Annotated in this window: 24 protein-coding genes; 12 read left to right on the forward strand and 12 right to left on the reverse strand. The window is 72.7% G+C overall.

Features of this window, described 5'->3' with window-relative positions; genetic code table 11:
- Window positions 1–103, forward strand: a 103-nt coding sequence (locus ADL34_RS34945) for an RICIN domain-containing protein (RefSeq protein WP_159038952.1), incomplete at its 5' end; no start/stop codon positions are given.
- A gap of 72 nt (window positions 104–175) precedes the next feature.
- Here ADL34_RS34945 and ADL34_RS19125 read toward each other — a convergent pair.
- The 5 genes from ADL34_RS19125 to ADL34_RS19145 all read right to left on the reverse strand — a co-directional run bounded on the left by ADL34_RS19125 (window position 176) and on the right by ADL34_RS19145 (window position 6529).
- Entirely contained in the window at window positions 176–2713 is a 2538-nt protein-coding gene (locus ADL34_RS19125) for an ABC transporter permease (RefSeq protein ID WP_107115678.1), read from the reverse strand.
- 3 nt (window positions 2714–2716) lie between these two features.
- Window positions 2717–3484 carry an ABC transporter ATP-binding protein gene (locus ADL34_RS19130; RefSeq protein ID WP_062669493.1) on the reverse strand — a complete coding sequence of 256 codons (768 nt, stop codon included), beginning with the start codon at window positions 3482–3484 and terminating at the stop codon, window positions 2717–2719.
- Between the two features lie 45 nt (window positions 3485–3529).
- Window positions 3530–4462 carry a CPBP family intramembrane glutamic endopeptidase gene (locus tag ADL34_RS19135; protein WP_062669494.1) on the reverse strand — a complete coding sequence of 311 codons (933 nt, stop codon included), beginning with the start codon at window positions 4460–4462 and terminating at the stop codon, window positions 3530–3532.
- 130 nt (window positions 4463–4592) lie between these two features.
- Window positions 4593–5249 carry a response regulator transcription factor gene (locus ADL34_RS19140; protein ID WP_062669496.1) on the reverse strand — a complete coding sequence of 219 codons (657 nt, stop codon included), beginning with the start codon at window positions 5247–5249 and terminating at the stop codon, window positions 4593–4595.
- Entirely contained in the window at window positions 5237–6529 is a 1293-nt protein-coding gene (locus tag ADL34_RS19145) for a sensor histidine kinase (RefSeq protein WP_062669498.1), read from the reverse strand. Before ADL34_RS19145 ends, ADL34_RS19140 begins: the two co-directional genes overlap by 13 nt.
- Before the next feature lie 189 nt (window positions 6530–6718).
- On the opposite strand from ADL34_RS19145, the gene ADL34_RS19150 reads away from it, so the two are divergent.
- Together ADL34_RS19150 and ADL34_RS19155 are read left to right on the forward strand one after the other, a co-directional pair.
- Entirely contained in the window at window positions 6719–6913 is a 195-nt protein-coding gene (locus ADL34_RS19150) for a hypothetical protein (protein WP_062669499.1), read from the forward strand.
- Between the two features lie 153 nt (window positions 6914–7066).
- Window positions 7067–8536: a glycoside hydrolase family 76 protein gene (locus tag ADL34_RS19155; RefSeq protein WP_062669501.1), complete on the forward strand. Its 1470-nt coding sequence runs from the start codon at window positions 7067–7069 to the stop codon at window positions 8534–8536.
- On the opposite strand, the gene ADL34_RS19160 is transcribed toward ADL34_RS19155, so the two are convergent.
- Window positions 8520–9023 carry a hypothetical protein gene (locus ADL34_RS19160; RefSeq protein WP_234375054.1) on the reverse strand — a complete coding sequence of 168 codons (504 nt, stop codon included), beginning with the start codon at window positions 9021–9023 and terminating at the stop codon, window positions 8520–8522. The two genes, ADL34_RS19155 and ADL34_RS19160, sit on opposite strands and share 17 nt — an antisense overlap.
- Window positions 9020–10309: a molybdopterin-dependent oxidoreductase gene (locus ADL34_RS19165; RefSeq protein WP_062669503.1), complete on the reverse strand. Its 1290-nt coding sequence runs from the start codon at window positions 10307–10309 to the stop codon at window positions 9020–9022. The genes ADL34_RS19160 and ADL34_RS19165 overlap by 4 nt, the downstream gene beginning before the upstream one ends.
- A 222-nt stretch (window positions 10310–10531) precedes the next feature.
- On the opposite strand from ADL34_RS19165, the gene ADL34_RS19170 reads away from it, so the two are divergent.
- The 4 genes from ADL34_RS19170 (at window position 10532) to ADL34_RS19185 (ending at window position 13259) form a co-directional block, all read left to right on the forward strand.
- Window positions 10532–11137 carry a molybdopterin-dependent oxidoreductase gene (locus ADL34_RS19170; RefSeq protein ID WP_062669505.1) on the forward strand — a complete coding sequence of 202 codons (606 nt, stop codon included), beginning with the start codon at window positions 10532–10534 and terminating at the stop codon, window positions 11135–11137.
- A 2-nt stretch (window positions 11138–11139) separates the two neighbouring features.
- Window positions 11140–11850, forward strand: coding sequence for a ferredoxin reductase (locus ADL34_RS19175; protein ID WP_062669507.1), 711 nt, complete (start codon window positions 11140–11142; stop codon window positions 11848–11850).
- 38 nt (window positions 11851–11888) lie between these two features.
- Window positions 11889–12164, forward strand: coding sequence for a DUF6510 family protein (locus tag ADL34_RS19180; RefSeq protein WP_062669509.1), 276 nt, complete (start codon window positions 11889–11891; stop codon window positions 12162–12164).
- Window positions 12165–12374: 210 nt separating this feature from the next.
- On the forward strand, window positions 12375–13259 hold the full coding sequence (locus tag ADL34_RS19185) for an NAD-dependent protein deacetylase (protein ID WP_062669511.1): 885 nt from the start codon (window positions 12375–12377) through the stop codon (window positions 13257–13259).
- Between the two features lie 122 nt (window positions 13260–13381).
- Here ADL34_RS19185 and ADL34_RS19190 read toward each other — a convergent pair whose 3' ends face one another.
- From ADL34_RS19190 to ADL34_RS19200, 3 genes are read right to left on the reverse strand one after another with little or no spacing between them, the layout of a single operon-like run.
- On the reverse strand, window positions 13382–14212 hold the full coding sequence (locus tag ADL34_RS19190) for a MerR family transcriptional regulator (RefSeq protein WP_062669513.1): 831 nt from the start codon (window positions 14210–14212) through the stop codon (window positions 13382–13384).
- Between the two features lie 45 nt (window positions 14213–14257).
- Complete coding sequence (locus ADL34_RS19195; protein WP_234375055.1) at window positions 14258–14695, reverse strand: nuclear transport factor 2 family protein; 438 nt, start codon at window positions 14693–14695, stop codon at window positions 14258–14260.
- Window positions 14692–15465, reverse strand: a complete 774-nt coding sequence (locus ADL34_RS19200) for an SDR family oxidoreductase (protein WP_062669620.1) — start codon at window positions 15463–15465, stop codon at window positions 14692–14694. The genes ADL34_RS19195 and ADL34_RS19200 overlap by 4 nt, the downstream gene beginning before the upstream one ends.
- A gap of 127 nt (window positions 15466–15592) precedes the next feature.
- Between ADL34_RS19200 and ADL34_RS19205 the strand changes: the two genes are divergently transcribed.
- A complete protein-coding gene (locus tag ADL34_RS19205; protein WP_062669515.1) occupies window positions 15593–16162 on the forward strand; it encodes a DUF6328 family protein in 570 nt (189 codons plus the stop codon).
- A 70-nt stretch (window positions 16163–16232) separates the two neighbouring features.
- Here the strand turns inward: ADL34_RS19205 and ADL34_RS19210 are convergent, their stop codons facing one another.
- Entirely contained in the window at window positions 16233–17303 is a 1071-nt protein-coding gene (locus ADL34_RS19210; RefSeq protein WP_062669518.1) for a LacI family DNA-binding transcriptional regulator, read from the reverse strand.
- Between the two features lie 311 nt (window positions 17304–17614).
- Here ADL34_RS19210 and ADL34_RS19215 point away from each other — a divergent pair, with 311 nt between their 5' ends.
- The 4 genes from ADL34_RS19215 (at window position 17615) to ADL34_RS19230 (ending at window position 22479) form a co-directional block, all read left to right on the forward strand.
- Complete coding sequence (locus tag ADL34_RS19215; RefSeq protein WP_062669520.1) at window positions 17615–18925, forward strand: ABC transporter substrate-binding protein; 1311 nt, start codon at window positions 17615–17617, stop codon at window positions 18923–18925.
- A gap of 86 nt (window positions 18926–19011) precedes the next feature.
- Entirely contained in the window at window positions 19012–20007 is a 996-nt protein-coding gene (locus tag ADL34_RS19220) for a carbohydrate ABC transporter permease (RefSeq protein ID WP_062669522.1), read from the forward strand.
- 12 nt (window positions 20008–20019) lie between these two features.
- Window positions 20020–20943, forward strand: coding sequence for a carbohydrate ABC transporter permease (locus ADL34_RS19225; RefSeq protein ID WP_062669524.1), 924 nt, complete (start codon window positions 20020–20022; stop codon window positions 20941–20943).
- 96 nt (window positions 20944–21039) lie between these two features.
- Window positions 21040–22479 carry a GH1 family beta-glucosidase gene (locus ADL34_RS19230; RefSeq protein WP_062669526.1) on the forward strand — a complete coding sequence of 480 codons (1440 nt, stop codon included), beginning with the start codon at window positions 21040–21042 and terminating at the stop codon, window positions 22477–22479.
- 181 nt (window positions 22480–22660) lie between these two features.
- Here ADL34_RS19230 and ADL34_RS19235 read toward each other — a convergent pair whose 3' ends face one another.
- Window positions 22661–23683 (reverse strand): LacI family DNA-binding transcriptional regulator, encoded by a 1023-nt coding sequence (locus ADL34_RS19235; protein WP_199835595.1) that lies wholly within the window; start codon window positions 23681–23683, stop codon window positions 22661–22663.
- Window positions 23684–23735: the final 52 nt, after the last annotated feature.

Consider the following 23735-nt stretch of genomic DNA (forward strand, 5'->3'; position numbering starts at 1 on the left):
CGGCAAATGCCTCGACGCCTCGGGCGGCACCTGGAACGACGGCACCCCCGTCCACCTGTGGACCTGCCACACCGGCCCCAACCAGAAATGGACCCTGCCCTGACCCAGGGCTCTGACGGCCGTCGGCCCCCGCTCGCCCGGTGCGAGCGGGGGCCGGCGGCCTTTCCCGGGACCGCTACTCCCGGAGCCCGATCCCCCGCACCGGGCTCACACGCAGCACCCGGCGGATCGGCAGCAGTACGGCGGCCAGGGCCAGTGTCACCGTGCCGGCGACGATCGTGATCCAGCCGAGCGTGGGCACGTACGGGACGCGTTCGCCGGTGACGGCGTTCACGACCGAGGACAGCGTGACGGCGGCGATGATGCCGCCGATGGCGAGCGCGACGCCCAGCAGTCCGGCCTGTTCGGCGTGGATCATCCGCTTGATCTGGCCGCGGGTCACCCCGACGAGGCGCAGCAGGGACAGTTCCCTGGTGCGGGCCAGCGCGGCCATGACCAGGGTGTTGGCGGCGGCGAGGACGGAGTAGCCGACGAGGACGAGGATGAGCATCCGGTTGAGCCAGGCGCTGACGGCGAGGTCCGCGCCGAGTTCGGCGGTCAGCCGGTCCGTTCCGGTGACGGCGGCCGCAGGGTACTGGCGGGCGACGCGGTCGAGGGCCGCGCTCACCTCGGCCGGGGAGGCGCCGTCGGCGGTGCGGACGAGGACGTGGTCGTCCAGGCTCGTGCGGGTGTGCCCGGCGAGGGTCGCCTTGCCGAGAGTGACGTCGCCGAAGCCGAAGCCCCGGTCGTAGACGGCGACGACCCGCAGGGTGACCGGGGTGCCGTCGCCGAGCCACAGGCGCGCCCGGTCGCCCACCTCCCAGCCGGCCGCCCCGGCCAGGGAGGCGGACACGGCCACGGTGTTCTTCCCGTCGAGGGCTTCGAGGTTCCCGGACCGCACGCCGAGGTCCATGGTCCGGTCGGCGCCTTCCGGGTCGATGCCCTGCGCGAGTGCGGTGCCCGGTTCCAGGCCGCCCCGGACGATGACCGCGGTACGCCGTACTCCAGTGGCCGCCTCGACTCCCGGGATGCGGCGGGCCTGGTCGGCGGCGGACGCGGGCAGGCCGGTCGTGCCGACGAGGGCGTGCTGGGCGCGGGTGCCGTCGTGGGACTGGGCCTCGGTCTGGCGCTGGAGGTTGTCCTGGAGGAACCAGACGGTGCCGCCGAGCCCGACGGACAGCACCAGCGCGGTCAGGACGGCCACCATGCCGCGGGCGCCCGCCCGCAGGTTGGCCGCGGCGAGGTAGCCGCTGTTCCCCCACACCGTGCGCAGGACGGGGGTGAGGAGGCGGGCGGCGCCCTGGTTGATCCAGGGGGCGAGCAGGGCGATCGCGAGGACGAACGTGTAGAGCATGCCGAGGGCGGCGCCGAGTGCCGTGTCGCCGCCGGTGGCCCCGGTGAGCCCGATCAAGGACACCCCGGCGGCGAGGAACACCAGCCCGGACACCAGGCGGGTCCGGCCGCCGAGGCCCTTGTCGACGGCGGCCTCGCCGAGCGCCTCGGTCGGCCTGATCCGCGTGGTGCGCAGCGCGGCGGTCCACGCGGCGGCGAGGGCGACGAGGGCGACGGCGGCGGTGACCGCGAGACCGGACAGCAGGCCGCCCTGGATGGTGAACGTGCCGGGGACGAAGTGCCGTTCGACGAGTTCGTCGCGGAGCCGGCCGGTGGCGGCCAGGCCGGCCGGGACGCCGACGAGTGCGGCCAGGGCACTGAGCAGGCCCACTTCGGCGAGGATCATCGCCCGGACCTGTCCGGGGGTCGCCGCGACGGCCCGCAGCAGGGCCAGCTCCCGGCGGCGGTGACGTACCGACAGTCCGACGGTGGAGGCGGCCGCGAACACGATGATCACGGCGGCGTACCCGCCGAAGGCGCTGCCGGCCTGGACGGTCAGGTTCCGGGCGGCGGCCGCCTCGGGTTCCTCGGCCAGTCCGCGGTCGGCGCCGGTGTAGGTGGTGGCTCCGGCGCTGTCGGCGGCGCGGCGGACCGCCGCGACCACGGCCGGTGTGTCGGCGCCGGGTTCGGCGAGCACGCCGATCGCGTCGAACCGGCCGGGGCGCGGGTCGAGGCGGGATGCCCGGGCGTCCGTGAAGAAGAGCGCGCTGCCGCTGCCCTCGGCGGCGGGGGCCTCGACGACGCCGCTGACCCGCAGGCTGAGGGTGCGGCCGCCCGTGACGATCTCGGTACGGTCACCGGGGCGCAGCTTCGCGGCGTCCGCCAGCCGGGAGTCGACGGCGACATCGGCGTCGGCCCGCGGTGGCGATCCGGCGACCAGCTCGTACGGGGCGAGCGTGGCGCCGGACCAGCCGTGCCCGGTGACGGCGGTGTCGGGCGCGGCCGGCGCCATGACCGGGATCCACCGGTCCCCCACCGCCTTCGTCACGCCCGGTACTTCGGCGATCCGGTGCACGAGGGAGCCGGGGACGCTGCCGCGTTCCGGCAGAGTCAGGGTGGTGGACTCCTGCTCCCCCAGCATGGTTCGAGTGACCGTCATGTCCCGGTCCGCGACCACGGCGACGGTCCGGCCGTAGCGCTGGGGTGTGCCGTGGTACCGCAGTCCCGACTCCACGAGCAGGGCGCAGGTCATCAGGACGGTGACGCCGGCGGCGAGGGCGAGGAAGGTGGCGACGAAGCCGCCCTTTCGGAAGCGCAGCATCTGCGCGGCGAGCGACAGCACGGCTCAGCCCTCCCCGTGCACGGCGTACTGACGGCGGCCGAGCCCGGCGAGCTGCTCGGCGATGCGGGCCGCTCCGGGCCGGGGCATGTCCCGTACGACGCGTCCGTCGGCGAGGACGACGACGCGGTCGGCGTAGGACGCGGCGACCGGGTCGTGGGTCACCATGATCACGGTCTGGCCGGTGTCGTCGACGACGGCCCGCAGCAGCGCCAGGACCTCGGCGGCGGTCTGGGTGTCCAGGGCTCCCGTCGGCTCGTCGCAGAAGATCACCTCGGGGCGTGACACCAGCGCGCGGGCGATCGCGACCCGCTGCTGCTGTCCGCCGGACAGTTCGGAGGGACGGTGTGTCAACCGGGCGGCCAGTCCTACGCGTTCGACGATCTCCGCGACCCAGCGCGGGTCGGGGGCGCTGCGGGCCAGCCGGGACGGCAGCAGGATGTTCTGCTCCACGGTCAGGGCCGGCACCAGGTTGAACGCCTGGAACACGAAGCCGACGCGGCCGCGGCGCAGTTCGGTGAGGTGCTTCTCCGACAGCGACGACAGGTCGGTGCCGCCGATCCGTACGCGGCCGGAGGTGGGGCGGTCCAGTCCGGCGGCGCAGTGCAGCAGGGTGCTCTTGCCGGAGCCGGACGGCCCCATCACGGCGGTGAAGGTGCCGGCCGGGAAGTCGAGGTCGACACCGGCGAGGGCCGCGACGGGCTGCTCACCGTCGTAGGTCCTGGTGACGCCTTGGAGGGTGACGGCGGGTGTGGCCGGGGAGGACGGGTGCATGGGACGGGCCTTCCGGGAAGGGGAGTTGGCGGGACGGGGGCCGGTTCAGCCGGCTGCTGCCCCGGTGCGGGTGGGCTGCCGTTCCGGCAGGCCCAGGCGGCCGCGGGTGGCGGCGAGCGCGACGACCGCTCCGGCGAGCGAGGCGAGGAAGAAGGCGTGGGTCACGTCGGCGTGCGACATCCCGGGGAACAGGTCCTCCCCGGCCACGGAGAAGTAGTTGTTGACCCCGCAGTGCAGCAGCATGACCAGCGGCATGCTCTCGCCGGACCGGTTGAACACCCAGGTCATCACGAAGCTGAACAGGGTGGCCGTCGCGACGAACTCCACCGGCTCCGTCCAGGCCACGTCCGGGCCGCCGCCCCAGTCGGTGAGGAACAGCGGCAGGTGCCAGCAGCCCCACAGGACACCGACGGCGAGGGTGGCGGCGAGGGGCCCGAGGCGGCGCTGCATGCGCGGCATGGCGAACTCGCGCCAGCCCGGCTCCTCCGCGAGCCCGGTGGTGACCATCTGTGCGGCCAGGCCCGGCAGGAACGCGAGCAGGACCGTGGCGGAGGGCTGCGCGGGGCCGTCACCGGACAGCGCGGCCGAGGCCAGGGTGAGCGCGAGCGGCACCGACACCAGGACGGCCAGGTACCAGCGCCGACTGACCTTGAACCGGGTCATGCGGCTCCGCCATGTGCGCAGTCCGGCGCGTCCCTCGGTGAGGGCGATGATGAGCAGCGCGGAGCCGATGGGGCCGAGGTAGGCGCCGGGCAGGACGCCGGTGAGCTGGGAGGCGCCGGCGCCGCCGGGGAAGGTGACGTGCCAGACGCCCAGGCCGTTCCCGGAGAGGACGTACGGCAGCCAGGCCACCCAGCTCAGCCCGTAGGCCAGGGTGAAGAACCAGGTCAGCGGGTGGCGTCGGACGCTGCCGCGCAGCGTGCGCTCGGTGCGCTCGGCCGGTGGTGTGCTGGTCCGTGCGGGGGTCCGGGTACTCACTGCGGGTCCTCTCGGCGGTCGCTGATGACGTGTCCTCAGCACACCACCGGGGGCCCGGCGGATCATTGCCGCGCACACCCCGAGTGCGGGTACAGCAGGCTGTACCCCGTACCCCCGGGGGGGCGGCCTCTCAGCGTCGGCGGGCGTCCTCCAGGTAGTGCAGGACGGCCGCGACCCGCCGGTCCAGCTGGTCCGTCGGGGCGAGGTCGAGCTTGGCGAAGATGCTGCGGATGTGCTTGTGGACGGCCCCGTCCGTGACGACGAGCCGTTCGGCGATGGCGCTGTTGCCCAGGCCCTCCGCCATCAGGCCGAGCACGTCCTTCTCGCGGGGGCTGAGGCGTTCCAGGCGGGTGTCCCGGCGGGACCGGGTGAAGAGCTGTGCGACGACCTCGGGGTCGATCGCGGTGCCTCCGTCGGCGACGCGGCGCAGTGCGTCGAGGAACTCCTCGACCCGGCCGACGCGTTCCTTCAGCAGATAGCCGAGCCCGCCGACGCCGCCGGTGAGGAGTTCGGTGGCGAAGCTCTGCTCGACGTAGGCGGACAGGACGAGCACGGCGAGCGCGGGGTGGCGGCGCCGTGCCTCCACGGCCGCGCGGATGCCCTCGTCGGTGTGGGTGGGCGGCATCCTGACGTCGAGGATGGCCACGTCCGGCTCGTGACGGTCGATGGCGTCCAGGGCGTCATCGGCGGTGCCGGCCGTGGCGACCACGTCCAGGGACTCGGCGCGCAGCAGCAGGGCCAGCCCTTCGCGCAGGAGGGGGTCGTCCTCGGCGATCACGATCCGCATGGCAGGTCCACTTCCAGGGTTGTCGGGCCGCCCGGCGGGCTCGTCAGGCGGAACGTACCGTCGTGGGCGGCGACGCGCCGCCGGATGCCGGCGAGACCGGAGCCGGTGCCGGGCCCGCCGTCGCCGGGCGTTTCGGCGAGGGCCCGGGCGCCGCCCTGTCCGTCGTCGTCGACGGTGAACAGGAGTCGTCCGCCGGCCAGCCGCGCGGTGACGGTGGCGCGGGTCGCGCCGCTGTGCTTGGCGATGTTGGTGAGCGCCTCGGCGACGACGAAGTAGGCGGTGGCCTCCACGGAGGCCGCGCAGCGCCCGGGCACGTCGACGTCGACGTGGCACGGTACGGCGCACTCGGCGGCGAGCCCGGTGAGCGCCCCGGCGAGGCCGCGGTCGGACAGGACGGGCGGCAGGATGCTGCGGGAGACGGCCCGCAGGTCGGCCAGCGCCTGCTCAGCCGCGGACTGGGCGCGTTCCAGGAGTTCCTGCGCGCCGTCCGGGTCGCGGGCCACCATCCGGCGGGCGGCGCCGAGCAGCACGGTCACGGACACGATCCGGTTCTGCGTGCCGTCGTGCAGGGCGCGTTCGATACGGCGCAGTTCGGCGTTGTGGGCGTCCAGCGCGGCGGCGCGGGTGGCGGTCAGCTCCGCGATCCGCAGGGAGAGGTCGGTCTCCGGTCCGGCCGTCAGCAGGCGCCGCCCGGGGCCGGCCTGGGCGCGGGCCATGGCGGGGCCGAGGCCCAGGACGATGGCGACCCAGCCGACGCCGAGTAGTGCGACGGCGACCGCGTCCGGCCACGAGGTGGAGGAGCCGATGCCGATGGACGTGGCCGTCGCGTCGGCGGGCACGAACCGCCAGTACAGCGGGAACAGAAGGTCCCGAACGGCGAGGATCGGCAGCCAGAAGCCGAGGAGTCCCAGCGGCAGGCCCGCGACGACGTGCCGGCCGAGCCAGCGCAGTTCACGCCGGGTGGCGGGGTCGCGGAGGGCGGCGCGTGCGGCGGTCGGTGGCGGTTCGGGCGCCACGACCTCGGGTCCGAAGCGAGCCAGCCGGGCGCGTTCGAGCCCGGCCAGGCCGTGCAGGGCACGCAGGGCGGCCGGCGCCGCGAGCAGGCCCACGCCGAGCGGGGCGGTGAGGGCGCAGAGGACCAGCAGGACGAGGACGAGCAGCGCGAGGAGGGCCGTACGGAGGCCGGAGACCAGTTGCCTCGTCGCGCTCAGCGCGTCCCTCGCGACGCCCGCGAAGTAGTCCCGGCGGCCTGGGCTCGGGTGATCGTCGCCGTTCGGCATGCCCACTCCTTCCGTCGAGCACAGCGATCGACCCTATAAGAGGCCGGGGGCCGTCATGGTCCGGTCCGACAGCGGGTAGTGCCTGCTGTACCCCGGGCCGGGTGTCTGCGGGATCGGCGGGCCGGGCGGCGTCGCCTAGCGTCGGTGGCGCCTCAGCCCACCGTCGCCGCCAGTCCCGCCGGAGGAGTCATGACCCATCCCGAACCGCCCGCTCGCGCCGGCCTCGCCCGCGCCCTTCTGTGGCCGGCGCTGGTCGTCAGTGTGGTGGGCAACGCCGTGGCGTCCGTCGTGGGCGCGGACACGGCCGTCAACCTGGGCTTCGGAGCGTTCACCGCGGTGACCGCGGCGACGCTGGCCGTCCGGTGGTGGCGCGAGCACGGCTGAACGACCGCGGCTCAACCATGGTGCGCACGCGGCCCATTGACGTCCACCGTTCCTGCCCTTACGTTCCGAGAGCGCTCTCTCGTCCGACGTCCGGTTCCCCTCGGGCCGCCTCCCCCACCTCGTCGCGGCGGCCCGCCCTGGCAGGGAGGCCCCATGACTCCCGCACGAACGCTCCTCCGGTCCCCGTGGGCCGCGCTGTGCGCTCTGGCGCTCCTCGCCGGTCTCGCCCCGCAGGCCGCCTCCGCCGCGGGCGCGGCACCGCGGGCGGCCGTCTGCAACAAGTACTGCGACGCCCGCGATCCCGCCCTCTCCCCCGGCGACCGCACGCCGGTGACGGTCTCCCTGTACGGGCGGTCGATCGTCCTGCACTTCGACGACGCCGACGCCATGGGCTGGGCGTCTCTCGACGACGGCGGTCCGGGTGACGAGGTCTGGCTCGACCGGTCCTTCGACGGCGGGCGCTCCTGGAGCACGGGGAGCAGGCTGGGCTCCACGACGGTGCCCGCGGGCCGGCGGGACTGGCGCACGCTCATGTACAACGTGGACGACTGGAACGGTCACGGCGTCGGCGCGCTGCGCGCCTGCGGCAGGGCCGGGGACCGCACCGAGATCGCCTGCACGCCGTGGGCGCGCACCACGTGGAACGCCGGCGACCGGCGGACCGCGGCGGCCACCGGTCTGATGACGCTCTACTCGTACACGACGGGCCTGTTCGCCACGACCGGCTGGTGGAACTCGGCGAACGCGCTGACCGCGGTCATCGACAACATCCGCGTGTCGGGGATGGGGAGTTACCGGTACGCGATCGCCCGCACCTACGACCTCAACGTCACCGCGCAGGGAGGGCAGTTCCGCAACGACTACATCGACGACACCGGCTGGTGGGGGCTGGCCTGGATCGCCGCGTACGACCTGACCGGGGACAGCCGCTACCTGGCCACGGCCCGCGCGGACGCCGAGCACATGGCGGCGTACTGGGACGGCACCTGCGGGGGCGGCGTGTGGTGGAGCACGGCACGCGGCTACAAGAACGCCATCGCCAACTCCCTCTACATCCACCTCAACGCGGCCCTGCACAACCGGATCCCCGGCGACACGACGTACCGGGACCGCGCCCGGGCCGGCTGGGCATGGTTCCAGGGCACCGGGATGATCAACGCGTCCCAGCTGGTGAACGACGGCATCGACCTGTCCACCTGCCGCAACAACGGGCAGCCCGTCTGGTCCTACAACCAGGGCGTCCTGCTCGGCGCCCTCACCGAACTGCACCGCGCCACCGGGGACTCCGCCCTGCTGACGCAGGCCCGGCGGATGGCGGACGCCGCGACGACGGCCCCCTCGCTGCACACCGGTGACGGCATCCTGCGCGACCCGTGCGAGGGCGGTGACTGCGGCGCCGACGGGCCGTCGTTCAAGGGCGCGCACGTGCGCGGGCTGCGCAAGCTGGACGCCGCGCTGCCGGACCACCCCTACACGGCGTACCTGCGCCGCCAGGCCGACCGCGCCCACAGCAGCGACCGCACGCCGCTCGACCAGTACGGGCTGCGCTGGTCCGGACCCGTCGACACGGTGGACGCGGCACGGCAGCAGAGCGCGCTGGACCTGCTCAACGCGGCTCCGTAGGACCGGCGTTCACGCCCCCGGGACCGGCTCGGCGGCGCCGCACGGCCCGCAGCGCCGCCACGGCCAGGGAGAGGGCGAACAGCGCCGCCGTCATGAGGAGCCACCGGACGAGGAAGACATCGGCGGGCAGCAGGGTGGCACGCTCGTATCGGTCCACGGCACGGCTGATCAGCGGGAACCACACGAGGAGCAGCAGGGCGGAGGCGGTGGCGGGCCAGCGCACGTAGTTGACCAGGTGCGGGGCGAGCAGGGCGCGCAGGCCCCGGTCGATCGCCGCGTACAGCGGCACGAGGACCAGGTCGTGCACGAGGGCCGCGCCGACCACCCAGTACACCACCGTCATCCACTCGTCGGCGTCCAGCAGGCGCAGACCCGCGTAGCAGACCAGGACGAGCGAGGCGGTGGTCAGCAGCAGGTGGCCGGGGCCCGCCCCGTACCAACGGCGCCACCACAGGCCCGCGTTCTGCGCGGAATGCGTGTTCGTCACAGCACCCTCCCGAAGGACAGCCGGGCGACCCACTTCGTGTTGAGGACTCCGGGCGCGGCCGGAACGATGACGCGGGCCGGGTAGCCGTGGTCGGGCGACAGGTCGGCGCCGTTGACCTGGAGGGCGAGCAGCGAGCGGGGGTCGCGCACCTGGTTGTGGCGCAGGGCCGCCCGGCGGAAGGACCCGTGCAGTTGCAGGGACTCCACCAGGACGTCCGGCGCGCCCTCGGCCTCGTACCCGACCAGGGCGGCCAGGTCCCGCAGCCGCACTCCGCGCCAGTGCTGGTCCTCCGTCGACCAGCCCTCGACGCAGGCGATGGGCAGGGCGGCGGTGTGCTGGGGCATCGCCAGCAACTCCTGGCGCGAAAGACGTACTTGGCCTTGCGGGCCGGTCACCACGAGCTGCCAGGCCTCACCGGTCTGCGCGTCGGTGACTCCGGCGAGGGCGGCCGGTTTGTTGATCTGGAAGCCGTTGGGTCCGCCTCCGGGGTCGCCGCCGCCGTGCGGCGCGAACAGCGCGGTGCGGCGCAGCGGCCCGCCGATGCTCTGGCCGGCCGTGGTGAGGAACAGCAGCAGCGAGGAGCCTCCGACGAGTGCGGTCAGTCCGCGCCGCGAGAGCGTCGGCGGCGCGGGATCGGGTGCGGCCAGATCGTCGTTCGGGACGAGGGCCGGCGGGGTGGTGGAGCGGATGTGGGCGATCGGGCCGCCGTGCTCCCGGAGGCTGCGCACGGTCTGCGGGATCTTCAGTGCGGCGTGGGCCGCGAAGGCGGCGAAGAAGACCCAGGCGCCGTAGAAGTGCAGGCGGTAGAAGGAGCCGGGGAAGACGTAGTCGAGCTGGACGTTGAGGACGCCGGTGAGGAAGGTGAACAGGCCGCCGCCCACCAGGAACAGCAGGGACAGGCGGTCCAGTGCCTGGGCGACGGACCGCACGGGCGGCAGCGCGAAGAACCGGGGGATCACCGACCACAGCTTGGCCAGCAGCACCGGGATCAGCGCCACGCCCAGCGCCACATGGACGCCCTGCGTGACCCGGTACAGCCAGTGCGGATCGGTCGGCCAGGAGAACAGGTAGAAGCCCAGCAGGCCCTTGTCCGGCGTCTTGTCGTTCAGCGGCGACAGGTCGGGGTTGTAGGCGGCGTACGACAGCAGGCCCGTCACGAGCAGCAGCGGCACCCCGGCCAGGAGGACCACCCCGAGCACGGACGTCAGCCATGTCCCGCGCAGGGGGCTGCGCCAGAAGCGCGGGGACACGGGCAACCGGTCCAGAAGGGCACGTCGGTCGGTCATGGGAGGCGGGCCTCGGCTCTCGGCAGGGCGGCGGTGCTGACTGTCACGGACAGTAGGGCGCGGACGACCAAGGAAGGGTTTTGCCGAGGTGACGGAAGTCTGACGCCGCCCGTCCCGGACGGGGGCGGTCCGGCGAGTGGCCGACGACGGCCGTCTGCCCAATAGTGTGAGGAACGGGTCCTTCGCGCGGGCTGACGTGCCACCGTTCCAGGGAGACCAGTCGTGAGTTCTCTTTCCCCCGGATTCCACGGACGCAGGCGTTCCGCGTCCCTCACCGACCGTCTGCCGCCCGGGCAGTACCCGACGGAGTCGTTCCCGGTCCTCTCGGCGGGGCCCACCCCGCGGGTGCCCACGGAGACGTGGACGTTCACGGTCACCACGGAGAGCGGCGAGGAACGCGCCTGGACGTGGGACGAGATGATGGCCCTCCCGCAGGAGGACTCCGTGCACGACATCCACTGCGTGACCCGCTGGTCGAAGTTCGACACCCGATGGCGCGGCGTCAGCCTCGACACGCTGCTCGACGACGTGGAGACCGCCGCCGAGTACGCCGCGGTCCACAGCTACGGCGGCTACACCACCAACATGCCGCTCGAGGACCTCCTCGACGGCAAGGCGTGGCTCGTGCACACCTACGACGGCTACCCCCTGTCCCCGGAGCACGGCGGCCCGGCCCGCCTGCTGGTACCGCACCTGTACCTCTGGAAGTCCGCGAAGTGGGTGCGCGGTCTGCGTCTCACGCACGACGACGAGCCGGGGTTCTGGGAGACCGCCGGCTACCACAACTACGGCGACCCCTGGCGGGAGCAGCGCCACTGGGGGGACTGACGATGCCCCTTCCCTGGCGTACGGCACGGCTCGTCGGGCGCCATGACGAGACGGCGACCGCCCGCACCCTGGTCCTCGACGCGCCGGGCTGGCCCGGGCACCTGGCGGGGCAGCACGTCGACGTGCGGCTCACCGCCGACGACGGCTATCAGGCGGCCCGGAGCTACTCGCTGGCCGCGCCCGCCGACGGCGGCCGTCTGGAGGTGGGCGTGCAGCCCGTGACCGGCGGCGAGGTGTCCCCGTATCTCGCGGACGACCTGCCGATCGGGGCGTCCGTGGAGGTCCGCGGCCCCCTCGGGAACTGGTTCGTGTGGCGGCCCGAGCAGGACGAGCCCGTGCTCCTCGTGGCCGGCGGCTCCGGGGTCGTGCCGCTGATGGCCATGGTCCGCGCACACCGGCAGGCGGCCTCCACGAGCCCGTTCCAGCTGATCCACTCCGTGCGCGGCGAGGCCGACCTCTGGTACCGCGCGGAGCTCGGCGGCACCGATCCCGCCCTGGACGTGCGGTTCCTCTTCACACGGCAGGCTCCGCCCGGCGGCACCCGCGCCGCCGGGCGGCTCACGGCGGCCGACCTGGAGCCCGCGCTGAAACGGCTGACGCCCGCCGGGACCGTGTACGTCTGCGGTCCCACCGGCTTCGTGGAGGCCGCCGCCGGTCTGCTGACGTCGGCGGGGCAGGACCCCGCCACGATCCGTACCGAACGGTTCGGGTGAGCCCCGCTCCCCCGGCCGCCCGCGCCTGGAGGCAACCGATGACAGAGGTCTCTCCGCACGTCGACGGCAACAGCCTGGCAGGGCCGCTGTCGGACATCTTCTCCGCCGACATGACCCGGGCCTGGTGGCGCTGCCCGGACTGCGGCTCGACCGGCCCCCTGGCCGAGCTGCACGTGTACGGGCCGGACCCCGGCCTGACCGCGCGGTGCGCCCACTGCTCCCGGGTGGCGCTGCGCCTGGTCCGGCACGAGGAGGACACCTGGCTCACGCTCGGCGGCGCGGAGGGCGCCTTCCGCTTCCGCACCGCGCGGTAGGCACCGGGCCCGTCAGCCGCTCGCCGCGCGCTTGCGCGCGGCCACGGTGACGACGGCGGCGCCCGCCGCGCCGTACACCGTGAGGACCGTGCCCCGAACCGCCAGGTCGCCGCGGCGGACCTTTCACCGGGTCGTCGTCCCGGAGGGCGGGGAGATCCTGTGGCACTGGGGCACGGACCGTTGGTCCGCGCCGCTGCGTACCCTTGCGGCATGCGGATGCGCCCCACTCTCGTCTGGACGCCGGCCGAGGACTGGCCGGCCGGCACCACGGACCTCGGTCCGGTCGTCGACGCCTTGGACACGGGCGGGGTCCTGGTGCTCAGCGGCGCGGGCATCTCCACCGAGTCCGGCATCCCCGACTACCGGGGCGAGGGCGGCAGCCTCAGCCGGCACACCCCGATGACCTACCAGGAGTTCACGTCGAGCGCCCCGGCGCGACGCAGGTACTGGGCGCGCAGCCACCTCGGCTGGCGCACCTTCGGGCGGGCCCACCCCAACGCCGGTCACCGGGCGGTGGCCGCGTTCGGGAGGCACGGTCTGCTGAAGGGCGTGATCACCCAGAACGTCGACGGTCTGCACCAGGCGGCGGGCAGCCCGGACGTCGTGGAGCTGCACGGCGGCCTCCAGCGGGTGGTCTGCCTGTCCTGCGGGACGTACAGCCCGCGCGCCGAACTCGCCCGCCGGCTCGAGGAGGCCAACGCGGGCTTCGACCCGGTGGCCGCCGCGATCAACCCGGACGGTGACGCCGACCTCACCGACGAGCAGGTCCAGGACTTCCAGGTCCTGCCCTGCACGCGCTGCGGCGGCATCCTCAAGCCGGACGTGGTGTTCTTCGGCGAGAACGTCCCGCCGGCGCGCGTCGAGCGCTGCCGCACGCTGGTCGACGAGGCGGCGTCCCTGCTGGTCCTGGGTTCCTCGCTGACGGTGATGTCCGGATTGCGGTTCGTACGGCAGGCCGCCGAGGCGGGCAAGCCGGTCCTGATCATCAACCGCGACCCGACCCGCGGTGACCGGCACGCCGTCGCCCGCATCGCCCTCCCCCTGGGCCCGGCCCTCACGTCGGTGGCCGAGCGCCTGGACGTCCAGGTCGACTGAGGCGAGGCGCCCACGGCTTCTACGGGTGGTACTGGTCGTACCGGCATGGTGGGGGCCGAGGGTAGCGACCGCAGCGGCACCTCGCGCCCGGTTCGGTGAGGTCGCTCGAGGCCGGCCCCGGGTCACTCCGGGTCGACCAGCCAGGCGACCAGGGTGCGCCAGCGCCGGGGCTCGTCGGTGTCCCGCGGGCCCACCAGGTAGACCTCCTCGACGAGGCTCTGGGAGCGCAGTCCGTTGCGGGCGGCGTAGGTGCCGAGGGCGCCGTAGGTCAGGTCGAGGTCGTCATGGGGCCCGGCGTGGGTGGCGACGACCGCGCTGCGCCGGGGCAGCCTGAGTTCGCGGACGGAAGGCGGCGCGTCCGGCGGCAGCGGCAGCTCGGCGGGCAGGTAGACCGTGGCGTGGCCGTGGCCCTCCGTGAAGAGCTTGTGGGCGTACCGGCCGCCGGGCGGCAGCACCGGGCGCCGGCCGGCCGCCGTGTCCAGGTCCCGCATGGCCGCGTCGTACCAGCTCAGGCCGGCGTCCGGCGGGACGTCCAGGGACACGGCGAAGACGTGCTGCGGCGGCAGGTCGTCCCGGCTCACCGTCCGTTCGGCCTCCGGGTCGAGGAGCTCGCGGAGTGCCTCGACCGCCCGCTGGGTCCGGCCGAGCCGGTCCTCCAGCCGGCGCAGATGGGCGGCCACCACCTGCTGGGCCGCCTCGTGCCCGGCCGCGCCCGCGCCGGCGGACTCGGCGTGCAGGAAGCGCCGCAGGTCCGCCAGCGGGAGGTCGAGGTCGCGGAACCGCCGGATGGTCAGCGCGGGCCGCACCTGCTCGGGCGCGTAGTACCGGTAGCCGGTGACCGGGTCGACCTGCGCCGGGACGAGCAGGTCCTGTTCGTGGTAGCGGCGCAGGGCGCGGATGCTCACGTGCGTGATGCGCGAGAACTCGCCGATCGTCAGCCGGTCGCCGCCCACGGGTCTCCTCGTCCTCGGTGTCGTCCCCCGGCACGGGTGCCGGTGTCAGGGTGTGATGTCCAGTCGCGTGATCCTCCCCTGCTCATCGCGTTCGAAAGTGAAGCACAGGGTGACCGGGCTGCCGGGGAAGTCGCCGGCGACCTCGGCGAGGGCCCGGAGGGCCGCCGGTGGGCCGGTGACCTCGCGCAGGCGGTAGCGGACCGGCGGGACCGCGTCCCGCCAGCGTCGCACCCCGGCGAGCCCTTCGTGGCTGCGGCCCTCGTCGTGGACGACGGCCGTCTCGTGGAACAGTGACAGGTACTGCTCGCGGTCCGGGCTCTTCGCGGCCGCGAAGTAGGCCTCCGCGAAGTCCCGCCGTTCCTGGACCGTGCTTCGCACGCCGTGCGGGGGGTTCGGCATGTGCTCGTGTCTCCTCTCCTCCGTGCTGTCGGTGTTCTCCGCGTTCTTCGTGTTCTTCGTGCCGGTGTGCACGGCGGGCGTCACAGGGCCCGGACGGTGCCGCCGTCCACCGCGTACTCGGCGCCGGCGACCGCCCCGGCTCGGTCCGAGGCCAGGAAGGCGATCACCTCGGCGACCTCCTCCGGTTCCGCGGGCCGCCCCAGCGGGATGCCGCCGAGCGATCGCATGAGCTCCTCCAGCGCCGCCTCCCGGCTCAGGCCGCTCTCCCGCATGTGCCGGGCCAGGAACCGCTCGGCGGCGTCGGTGCGGATGAAGCCGGGGGCCACCGAGTTGACCCGTACGCCGCTCGGGGCGACCTCGTTGGCCAGGCCCTTGCTGTAGGCGGCCAGCGCGGCCTTCGCGGATGCGTACGCAAGGGTCGACTCGTACAGGGGCATCCGGCGCTGGATCGAGGTCACGTGCACCACGGCGCCCGAGCCGCGGGCCGCCATCCCGGGCACGAGGGCCCGGTCCAGGCGCACCGCGGAGAGCAGGTTGAGCGCCAGTTCCTCCGCCCAGTGCTTCTCGGTGAGCGCGGTGAAGCCACCGGCCGGGGAGCTGGACCCGCCCACGACGTGGATGACGACGTCCGGCACACCGATGCGGTCGATGACCTGGGCGGCGGCCGAAGCGGCACCCTCCTCGGTGCTCAGATCGGCGGCGACGAAGAGCGGGTCGGGGATCTCGGGTGCCGTTCGGGCCGTCGTGACCACCCGCGCGCCTGCCTCCCGCAGCCGGTGCGCCGTCGCCCGTCCGGTCCCCTGGGTGCCGCCCGTCACCACGGCGGTGCGTCCGTCGAATGCGTTGCTGTTCATGGACGCCACCGTGGACCCTCCCCCGGGTAGAGACTCAAATCCGCGGCGCGCGCACCGAGAACGGCTCCCACCTGCATGAAGACGCGTGGACGGGGCAAACGGACTCTCCGACCCGGGGAGGATGCGCATGACGATCACCGAGCAGTCCGCCGAGCACGACGCCACCGACGCCCCCTGCCGCGAACAGCACGGCACTTCGCGCGCGGCATCGGACACCGAGGTGCCCGAGACGGCGCGTGAGCGGGTCAACCGGCGCTGGAACGAGGTTCTTCAGGAGACGCGCGTCGCCCAGACCGGCGTGCAGATCCTCTTCGGCTTCCTGCTCAGCGTGGCGTTCACCCCGCTGTTCCGGGAGCTGGAGTCGCTGGACCGGGGCATCTACGTCACGACGGTGGTGCTCGGCGCGTCGGCCACCGGATCGCTCATAGCGCCCGTGTCGATCCACCGCTTCCTGTCCGGTCAGCGCATGAAGGACGACGTCGTCGAGGTCGCGGGGCGTCTGATGATGTGCGGCATGGTCCTGCTGGCGCTGACCATCGGCTGCACGCTCCTGCTGATCCTCCGCTTCGTCGTGCCGGGCGTGCTGGCGGAGATACTCGTGGGCGGCGTCATGCTGTGGTTCGGCCTGTGCTGGTACGTGCTGCCGCTGTACCTGCGCCGACGTGCCGACCGGCGTTCCCGGACCGAGGACGCCTAGCCCTCCGGGGGGAGACAGCCGTACGGCCCCGGCGGGAAGCCGTCACCGCCCGCCGGGGCCGTCCGTCTCGTCACCGCCCGCGGTCCACGTCCCCCTCGTCGCCGTCCGCCCCGTCGTCCGACGACCCCCCGGACGACTCCCGTACGACCAGCTCCGTCGGCAGCATCAACTGCTGTCGCGCGGCGCCCGGCTCGGTGATCTCGGAGAGGATGCGGACCATCGCGCTGCCCAGTTCCTCGACGGGCTGACGGACCGTGGTCAGCGGCGGGTTGGTCCAGCGGGCGTGCGGGGAGTCCTCGAAGCCGACGACCGCCACGTCGTCCGGCACCTTCCGCTTCTGGCGCCGCAGTTCCTCCAGGGCACCGATGGCCATGAGGTCGGAGGCGGCGAACACGGCGTCGAGATCGGGGGCTCGTTCAAGAAGCGAACGCATCGCCCGGGACCCGCTCTCCCAGCTGAAGTCGCCCACCTCGACGAGGTCCTGACGTGCCGGCACGCCGGCCTCCTCGTGCGCCGTCCGCCATCCCTCGAGGCGGCTGCGGCCGACGTCCATGTCCAGCGGACCGGCGATCGCGGCCACCCTTTTCCGGCCACTGCCGAGGAGGTGGCGGACCGCCTGGATCGCTCCCCCGGTGTTGTCCGCGTGCACATAGCTCAGCGCCTCGTCGGCGTCGCGGCGGCCGGCGAGGACCGTGGGCAGGCCCATCTCCTCCAGCATGGCGGGCAGCGGGTCGTCGGAGTGCACGGACACCAGCAGGACGCCGTCGACGCGGCGGGTCGCCACGGACTCGGTCAGCTGCTCCCGCTCCGCCTGGTCCCGGACGAGCATCAGCTGGAGCTGGGTGCGGCTGTCGGCGAGGGCCTGGCTGACACCCCTGATCAGGGCGGCGAAGAAGGGCTCCGAGCCGAGCCGGCTCGCGGACTCGGGGATGACGAGCGCCACCGCGTCGGTCCGGCTGGTCACCAGACCCCGGGCGACGGAGTTCGGCACGTAGTTGAGCTCCTTGATCGCCGCGAGGACCCGGGAGCGCGCCTCGGCGCTGACCAGTTCCGAGCCGTTCACGACGCGGGACACCGTCGTCCGGCCCACACCGGCGCGGGCGGCGACCGTCTTGATCGTCGGACGGCGGTTCCCAGCCATGCGCTCCCCTCCCTGCATCCGCGGCACCCTCCTGTCGCGTAGGTGACCAGCGCCAATTCTGGCAGACCGCGCGGTCGGCGAGGTGAGCGGTCCAGCACGAAATATGAACGCAAATCTCGCGCAAAGCCCGATCGTTGCGTTCAAGTCATTGACAGATGCGCTCGCTCCGGAGAGTCTGCCATCCATCGCTGGGAACGTGCCCACCCGAGATTGGGCACGTTCCCATCACTCGTCACCACTCGCCGGAGCCGCTGCGGTCGTCGTTTTCGTGTCCGTCCGACACGTCTGCGCAGGCCGTTGGGAGGAGAACCATGAGCAGTCTCGGATCGTTGCGCGGAAAGAGGCTGGCGGCAGCAGCTGCGGCCGTCAGCGCGCTGGCCCTCGTCGCTGGATGCAGCAGCGGCGACGACTCGGTCACAGGCGGCGGAAAGAAGGACGGCAAGGTCACCATCACCATGGGCCTGTTCGGCGTCATGGGCCTGAAGGAGACCGGCCTGCTGGAGCAGTACGAGAAGGAGAACCCGAACGTCACGATCAAGGCCGAGATCGCGGGTGACGAGCAGACCTACTACACCGCGCTGCAGACCAGGCTCGCCGGCGGCAAGGGCCTGAAGGACATCCAGGGCATCGAGATCGGCCGGGCCAAGGAGATCACCGAGACCCAGGCCGACAAGTTCGCGGACTTCTCCGACGTGGCGGGCACCGAGCACTTCCTGCCGTGGAAGGAGTCCCAGATCAGCACCAAGGACGGCAAGGTGCTGGGCCTGGGCACCGACATCGGCCCGATGGCCGTCTGTTACCGCAAGGACTACTTCGAGAAGGCCGGCCTGCCCACCGACCGCGAGGAGGTCGGCAAGCTCTGGGAGGGCGACTGGAGCAAGTACGTCGAGGTCGGGCGCACCTTCAAGAAGGACTTCAAGGGCGGCAAGGTCGCCTACATGGACTCCTCCAGCGGCCTGTTCAACGCCATGGTCTACGGCTACCCGGAGCAGTACTACAACGAGAAGGGCGACCTGATCTACGACTCCAACCCGGTCGTGAAGGACGCCTGGAAGCTCGCCGCCGACGCCGGTGAGGGCGGGCTGACGGCCAAGCTCCGTCAGTTCCAGCCGGGTTGGGACCCGGGTCTCGCCAACGGCACGTTCGCGACGGCCGTGTGCCCCGCGTGGATGCTCAGCCACATCAGTGAGAAGGCCGGCGACGCCAACAAGGGCAAGTGGGACGTCGCCCGGGCCCCGAAGGGCGCCAACTGGGGCGGCTCCTTCCTCGGTGTGATCGAGCAGAGCCCGGTGAAGGAGGAGGCCAAGAAGCTCGTGGCGTGGCTGACCGCCCCGGAGCAGCAGGCCCACATCTTCAAGGAGATAGGCAACATCCCCTCCTCCAAGGAGGCCCTGGAGAACCCCGACGTGAAGAACGCCAAGTCGGAGTACTTCAACAACGCGCCGATCGGCGAGATCTTCGGCGCCGCCGCCCAGGAGATCCCGGACAAGCAGGTCCTGGGCCGCAAGGACGGCACGATCAAGGACACCTTCTCGCAGGGTCTGGCCCTGATCGAGCAGGGCACCAAGCGTGACGAGGCGTGGGAGACCACCACGGAGCGCATCGAGAAGGCCGTCGGCTGACCCGATGCCCCCGCAGCCTCCCGGGCCCGCGCGCTCGCCGCGGGCCCGGGACCGGCTGACCCACCCCCTCTCAGGAAGGAACTCCGGTGGCCACCTCCACCACCAAGGCCCTGGCCGGCGAGGAGCCGCCGGCCCCGCCCGGCGCCGCGGGCGACGGCACCTCCACCCGGCGGCGCGCCTCGCTGCTGCACCGGCTGGACGTCAAGGGCGCGCCGTACGCGTTCGTCGCGCCGTTCTTCGTGGTCTTCGCCGCGTTCAGCTTCTACCCGCTCATCTACACCTCGTGGATCTCCCTGCACCATGTGGAGCTGGCCACGCTCGACGTGCGGGAGTGGGTGGGCCTCGACAACTACACCGCGCTGTGGCAGGACGAGCGCTTCTGGAACGCGCTGACGAACACCATCACCATCGGTGTCATCTCGACCGTGCCGCAGCTGCTGATGGCGCTCGGTCTGGCGCACCTGCTCAACTACCGGATGCGCGCCTCGCTCTTCTTCCGGGTCGCGTCCCTCGTCCCGTACGCCACGTCGGTCGCCGCCGCCGCGCTCGTGTTCACGATGATCTACGAGCGTGACTTCGGCATGATCAACTGGGCGCTCGGCTCGATCGGCATCGACCCGCTGGACTGGGAGGCCGAGAAGTGGCCCTCGCAGTTCGCGATCTCCACCATCGTCATCTGGCGCTGGACCGGGTACAACGCGCTGCTCTACCTGGCCGCGATGCAGGCCATCCCCGCCGAGCGCTACGAGGCCGCCTCGATCGACGGTGCCTCCCGCTGGAAGCAGTTCACGAACGTCACCGTGCCCGGCATCCGCTCGACGATCGTCTTCACGATCGTGCTGTCGACGATCGGCGCCACCCAGCTCTTCGGTGAGCCGCTGATCTTCGGCCAGGGCCCCAACGGTGTCACCGGCGGCGCGGACAACCAGTACCAGACGCTGGGCCTGCTGCTGTACGAGGAGGGCTGGAAGAACTACCAGATGGGCCGCTCGGCGACCGTCGCCTGGGCGATGTTCCTGCTGCTCGTCCTCGCCTTCGCCGTGCAGCGCCTGATCAAGCGCCTGCGGGCCCGATCGTCCTGACCTGGAGCCGACATGACCACTCAAAGCCTCCCGGTCCGGACGGACACCCCGGCCCGGACCCCCGAACCGACGACCGGCCGCGGCGGCCGCCGGCGCCTGCTGCGCATGCGTGCCGGCCGCCAGCACCACGCGGGACCGCTCGCCTACGTCCTGCTCGCCGTCATGGCGATCCTGTCGATCTTCCCGCTCTACTGGACGATGGTGGCGGCGTCGACGGACAACACCCGGGTCAGCCAGACCCCGCCGCCGTTCCTGCCCGGCCCCAACCTGTTCAGCAACCTCGCCCGCGCCTGGGACGAGGCGGCCATGGGCAAGGCCATGATCAACAGCCTCATCGTGGCCGGCGTGATCGCCCTGTCCACGGTGATGTTCGCGACGCTGGCCGGGTTCGCCTTCGCCAAGCTGCGGTTCAAGGGCCGCAACATCCTGCTGATGCTGGTGATCGGCACGATGATGGTGCCGCCGCAGCTCGGTGTCGTCCCGCTGTTCATGCTGATGTCCGAACTGGGCTGGTCCCAGCAGCTGCCCGCCGTCATCTTCCCGACGCTGGTCAGCGCGGTCGGCGTGTTCTTCATGCGCCAGTACCTGTCGGAGGCGCTGCCGGACGAGCTGGTCGAGGCCGGACGCGTCGACGGGGCGCACTCGCTGCGCATCTTCTGGAGCATCGTGCTCCCCGTGGCGCGGCCCGCCATGGCCGTCCTGTTCATGATCACGTTCGTGCACGCCTGGAACGACTTCTTCTGGCCGTTCGTGGTGCTCGACATGACCAACCCGACGGTTCCGGTCGCCCTCACCCAGCTCAGCGCGGGCTACGTCCGCGACCAGTCGCTCATCATGGCCGGCGCTCTGCTCGGCACGCTCCCGCTGCTGGCGATGTTCATCGTCTTCGGACGGCAGATCGTCAGCGGCATCATGGCCGGCGCCGTCAAGGGCTGACCCCCGCACACCGGCCCGGCCGCACCCCCGCCGGGCCCGCTCATCCGTGTCGGCCCTTCGCCCCACGCGAACGGCCCCACTTCTGAAAGGACTTCCGTGGTCACCGCTGCACAGCAGAGCGAGTCCGGCATCGACGGCACCCGCACCTTCCCCAAGAACTTCCTCTGGGGCTCCGCGACCGCCTCGTACCAGATCGAGGGCGCGGCCGCCGAGGACGGGCGCACGCCGTCGATCTGGGACACCTACGCCAGGACGCCGGGACGGGTCCGCAACGGCGACACCGGTGACATCGCCACCGACCACTACCACCGTTGGCGCGAGGACGTCGCGCTCATGTCCGAACTCGGCCTGGGCGCCTACCGGTTCTCCCTTGCCTGGCCCCGTATCCAGCCCACGGGGCGCGGCCCCGCCGTGCAGAAGGGCCTGGACTTCTACCGGCGTCTGGCCGACGAGCTGCTGGAGAAGGGCATCCAGCCCGTCGCCACCCTCTACCACTGGGACCTGCCTCAGGAACTGGAGGACGCCGGCGGCTGGCCGGAGCGCGCCACCGCGGAGCGGTTCGCCGAGTACGCGGCCATCGCCGCCGACGCCCTCGGCGACCGGGTGAAGACCTGGACCACCCTCAACGAGCCGTGGTGCAGCGCCTTCCTGGGCTACGGCTCCGGGGTGCACGCCCCCGGCCGCACCGACCCGGTGGCCGCGCTGCGCGCCGCGCACCACCTCAACCTTGCCCACGGTCTCGCCGTCCAGGCGGTGCGCGACCGGACGCCGTCCGGCACGCAGTGCTCGGTGACGCTCAACATCCACCACGTCCGTCCGCTGACCACGCGGGAGGCCGACGTCGACGCGGCCCGCCGGATCGACGCCCTGGCCAACCGGGTCTTCACCGGCCCGATGCTGGAGGGCGCCTACCCGGAGGACCTGTTCAAGGACACGGCGAGCCTGACCGACTGGTCGTTCGTGGCCGACGGGGACCTGGAGCGGATCCACCAGCCGCTGGACTTCCTCGGCGTCAACTACTACACGCCCACGCTGGTCTCCGAGACGGACGGCAGCGGCACGCACAACTCCGACGGGCACGGCAACAGTTCGCACAGCCCGTGGCCGGCCGCCGACAAGGTCTCCTTCCACCAGCCGCCCGGCCCCACCACCGCCATGGGCTGGGCCGTCGACGCCACCGGGCTGTACGACCTGCTGCGCCGGCTGTCGGCCGACTTCCCGCGCATGCCGCTGGTCATCACCGAGAACGGCGCTGCGTTCGACGACTACGCCGACCCGGAGGGGCAGGTGAACGACCCGGCCCGGATCTCGTACGTCCGCGAGCACCTGGCCGCCGTCCACCAGGCCATCGCCGACGGCTCGGACGTCCGGGGCTACTTCCTGTGGTCCCTGCTGGACAACTTCGAGTGGGCGCACGGCTACAGCAAGCGTTTCGGCGCGGTCTACGTGGACTACCCGACCGGCAAGCGGATCCCGAAGGCCAGCGCGCGCTGGTACGCCGAGGTGGCCCGGACGGGCGTACTGCCGGGCGCCTGACCGGAATCCGGGGCGGTGCCTCCCCGCACCGCCCACCGGGTCCGCCCCCGCGCTCGGGGGTGTCTCGCCGGTCACGCCGGGACCCCGGCCTGACCGGCGAGACACGCTCTCAGGAGGGGACGGGGGCGGGCCTGTTCCGGGCGGGCCGTGCGCGAGCGCGGCCCGCCCGGTTTTCGCGTGCTCAGCCCTTCCGGGGCGGGGCCGTGCTCTGGCGTACCACCAGGTTCGTCGCCAGTTCGATCCGCTGGGCCGCGGTGCCGGGGGTGTCGGGGCGCAGCAGCATGCGCGCTGCCTCCTCGGCCATGGCCCGCAGTGGCTGGTGGACGGTGGTGAGCGGCGGGCTCGACCACTGGGCGAGCGGCACGTCGTCGTACCCGACCACCGACAGGTCCTCGGGGACGCGCAGCCCCTTGACGCGGGCCGCCTCCAGGACGCCGAGCGCCTGGAGGTCGCTGCCGGCGAAGACGGCCGTGGGGCGGTCGGGTCCGTCCAGCAGGTCCATGGCGTGTTCGTAGCCGCCCTGTACATGGAAGTCGCCGAAGCGCGTCAGCCGCGGGTCGCACTCCAGGCCCGCCATCGACATCGCCGAGCGGTAGCCGTCCAGCCGGGCCAGCGAGCACAGCATGTCCTCGGGCCCGGTGACGATCGCGATGCGCTCGTGCCCGAGGTCCGTGAGGTGGCGGGTGGCGGCGAGGCCGCCCGACCAGTTCGCGGAGCCGACCGAGGGCACGTCCGGATCCGGGTCGCCCGCAGGGTCGACGATCACGATGGGGATGGCGGCCGCCCTGAGCCGCCGTTTGACGTCCTCGCTCAGGGTCGAGAAGACCAGCACCACACCCATGGGCCGGCGTTGCAGCACGCCGGGCAGCCAGTCGGGGCCGGGGGTGTGCCGGGTGCCGCTCTCGGTGAGCGCCACGGTCGCCCGGTTGTCCCGTGCGACGTTCTCCACGCCCCTGATCAGCTCCATCGCCCAGACACTCTCCAGTTCGTGGAAGACGAGCTCGATGAGCGGGGAACGGGACCCCGCCTGGGCCCGCCGGCGGTAGCCGTGGACCTCCAGCAGGTGCTCCACCTTGGCGCGGGTCGTGCGGGAGACGTCCGAGCGTCCGTTGAGGACCTTCGAAACTGTCGGCATGGAGACACCGGCTTCTTTCGCTACCGCCGCCAAGGTCACCCGGCCGCCCACCTCTTCGTCTTCGTGCATGAACGCAGGATAGGCCACCACCGATCGGTAACGGTTCGGTCGAGTAGTGATC

It is taken from the genome of Streptomyces sp. NRRL WC-3605 (genome assembly GCF_001509795.1).
Classification (GTDB): domain Bacteria; phylum Actinomycetota; class Actinomycetes; order Streptomycetales; family Streptomycetaceae; genus Streptomyces; species Streptomyces viridochromogenes.

Bases quoted from the DNA above. Each gene is read 5' to 3' on its own strand.
- ADL34_RS19205 (WP_062669515.1), top strand. From the start codon at position 15,593: ATGACGATCACCGAGCAGTCCGCCGAGCACGACGCCACCGACGCCCCC.
- ADL34_RS19215 (WP_062669520.1), top strand. From the start codon at position 17,615: ATGAGCAGTCTCGGATCGTTGCGCGGAAAGAGGCTGGCGGCAGCAGCT.
- ADL34_RS19210 (WP_062669518.1), bottom strand. From the start codon at position 17,303: ATGGCTGGGAACCGCCGTCCGACGATCAAGACGGTCGCCGCCCGCGCC.
- ADL34_RS19130 (WP_062669493.1), bottom strand. From the start codon at position 3,484: ATGCACCCGTCCTCCCCGGCCACACCCGCCGTCACCCTCCAAGGCGTC.
- ADL34_RS19225 (WP_062669524.1), top strand. From the start codon at position 20,020: ATGACCACTCAAAGCCTCCCGGTCCGGACGGACACCCCGGCCCGGACC.
- ADL34_RS19155 (WP_062669501.1), top strand. From the start codon at position 7,067: ATGACTCCCGCACGAACGCTCCTCCGGTCCCCGTGGGCCGCGCTGTGC.
- ADL34_RS19165 (WP_062669503.1), bottom strand. From the start codon at position 10,309: ATGACCGACCGACGTGCCCTTCTGGACCGGTTGCCCGTGTCCCCGCGC.
- ADL34_RS19200 (WP_062669620.1), bottom strand. From the start codon at position 15,465: ATGAACAGCAACGCATTCGACGGACGCACCGCCGTGGTGACGGGCGGC.
- ADL34_RS19145 (WP_062669498.1), bottom strand. From the start codon at position 6,529: ATGCCGAACGGCGACGATCACCCGAGCCCAGGCCGCCGGGACTACTTC.
- ADL34_RS19150 (WP_062669499.1), top strand. From the start codon at position 6,719: ATGACCCATCCCGAACCGCCCGCTCGCGCCGGCCTCGCCCGCGCCCTT.
- ADL34_RS19185 (WP_062669511.1), top strand. From the start codon at position 12,375: ATGCGGATGCGCCCCACTCTCGTCTGGACGCCGGCCGAGGACTGGCCG.
- ADL34_RS19180 (WP_062669509.1), top strand. From the start codon at position 11,889: ATGACAGAGGTCTCTCCGCACGTCGACGGCAACAGCCTGGCAGGGCCG.
- ADL34_RS19235 (WP_199835595.1), bottom strand. From the start codon at position 23,683: ATGCACGAAGACGAAGAGGTGGGCGGCCGGGTGACCTTGGCGGCGGTA.
- ADL34_RS19175 (WP_062669507.1), top strand. From the start codon at position 11,140: ATGCCCCTTCCCTGGCGTACGGCACGGCTCGTCGGGCGCCATGACGAG.
- ADL34_RS19140 (WP_062669496.1), bottom strand. From the start codon at position 5,249: ATGCGGATCGTGATCGCCGAGGACGACCCCCTCCTGCGCGAAGGGCTG.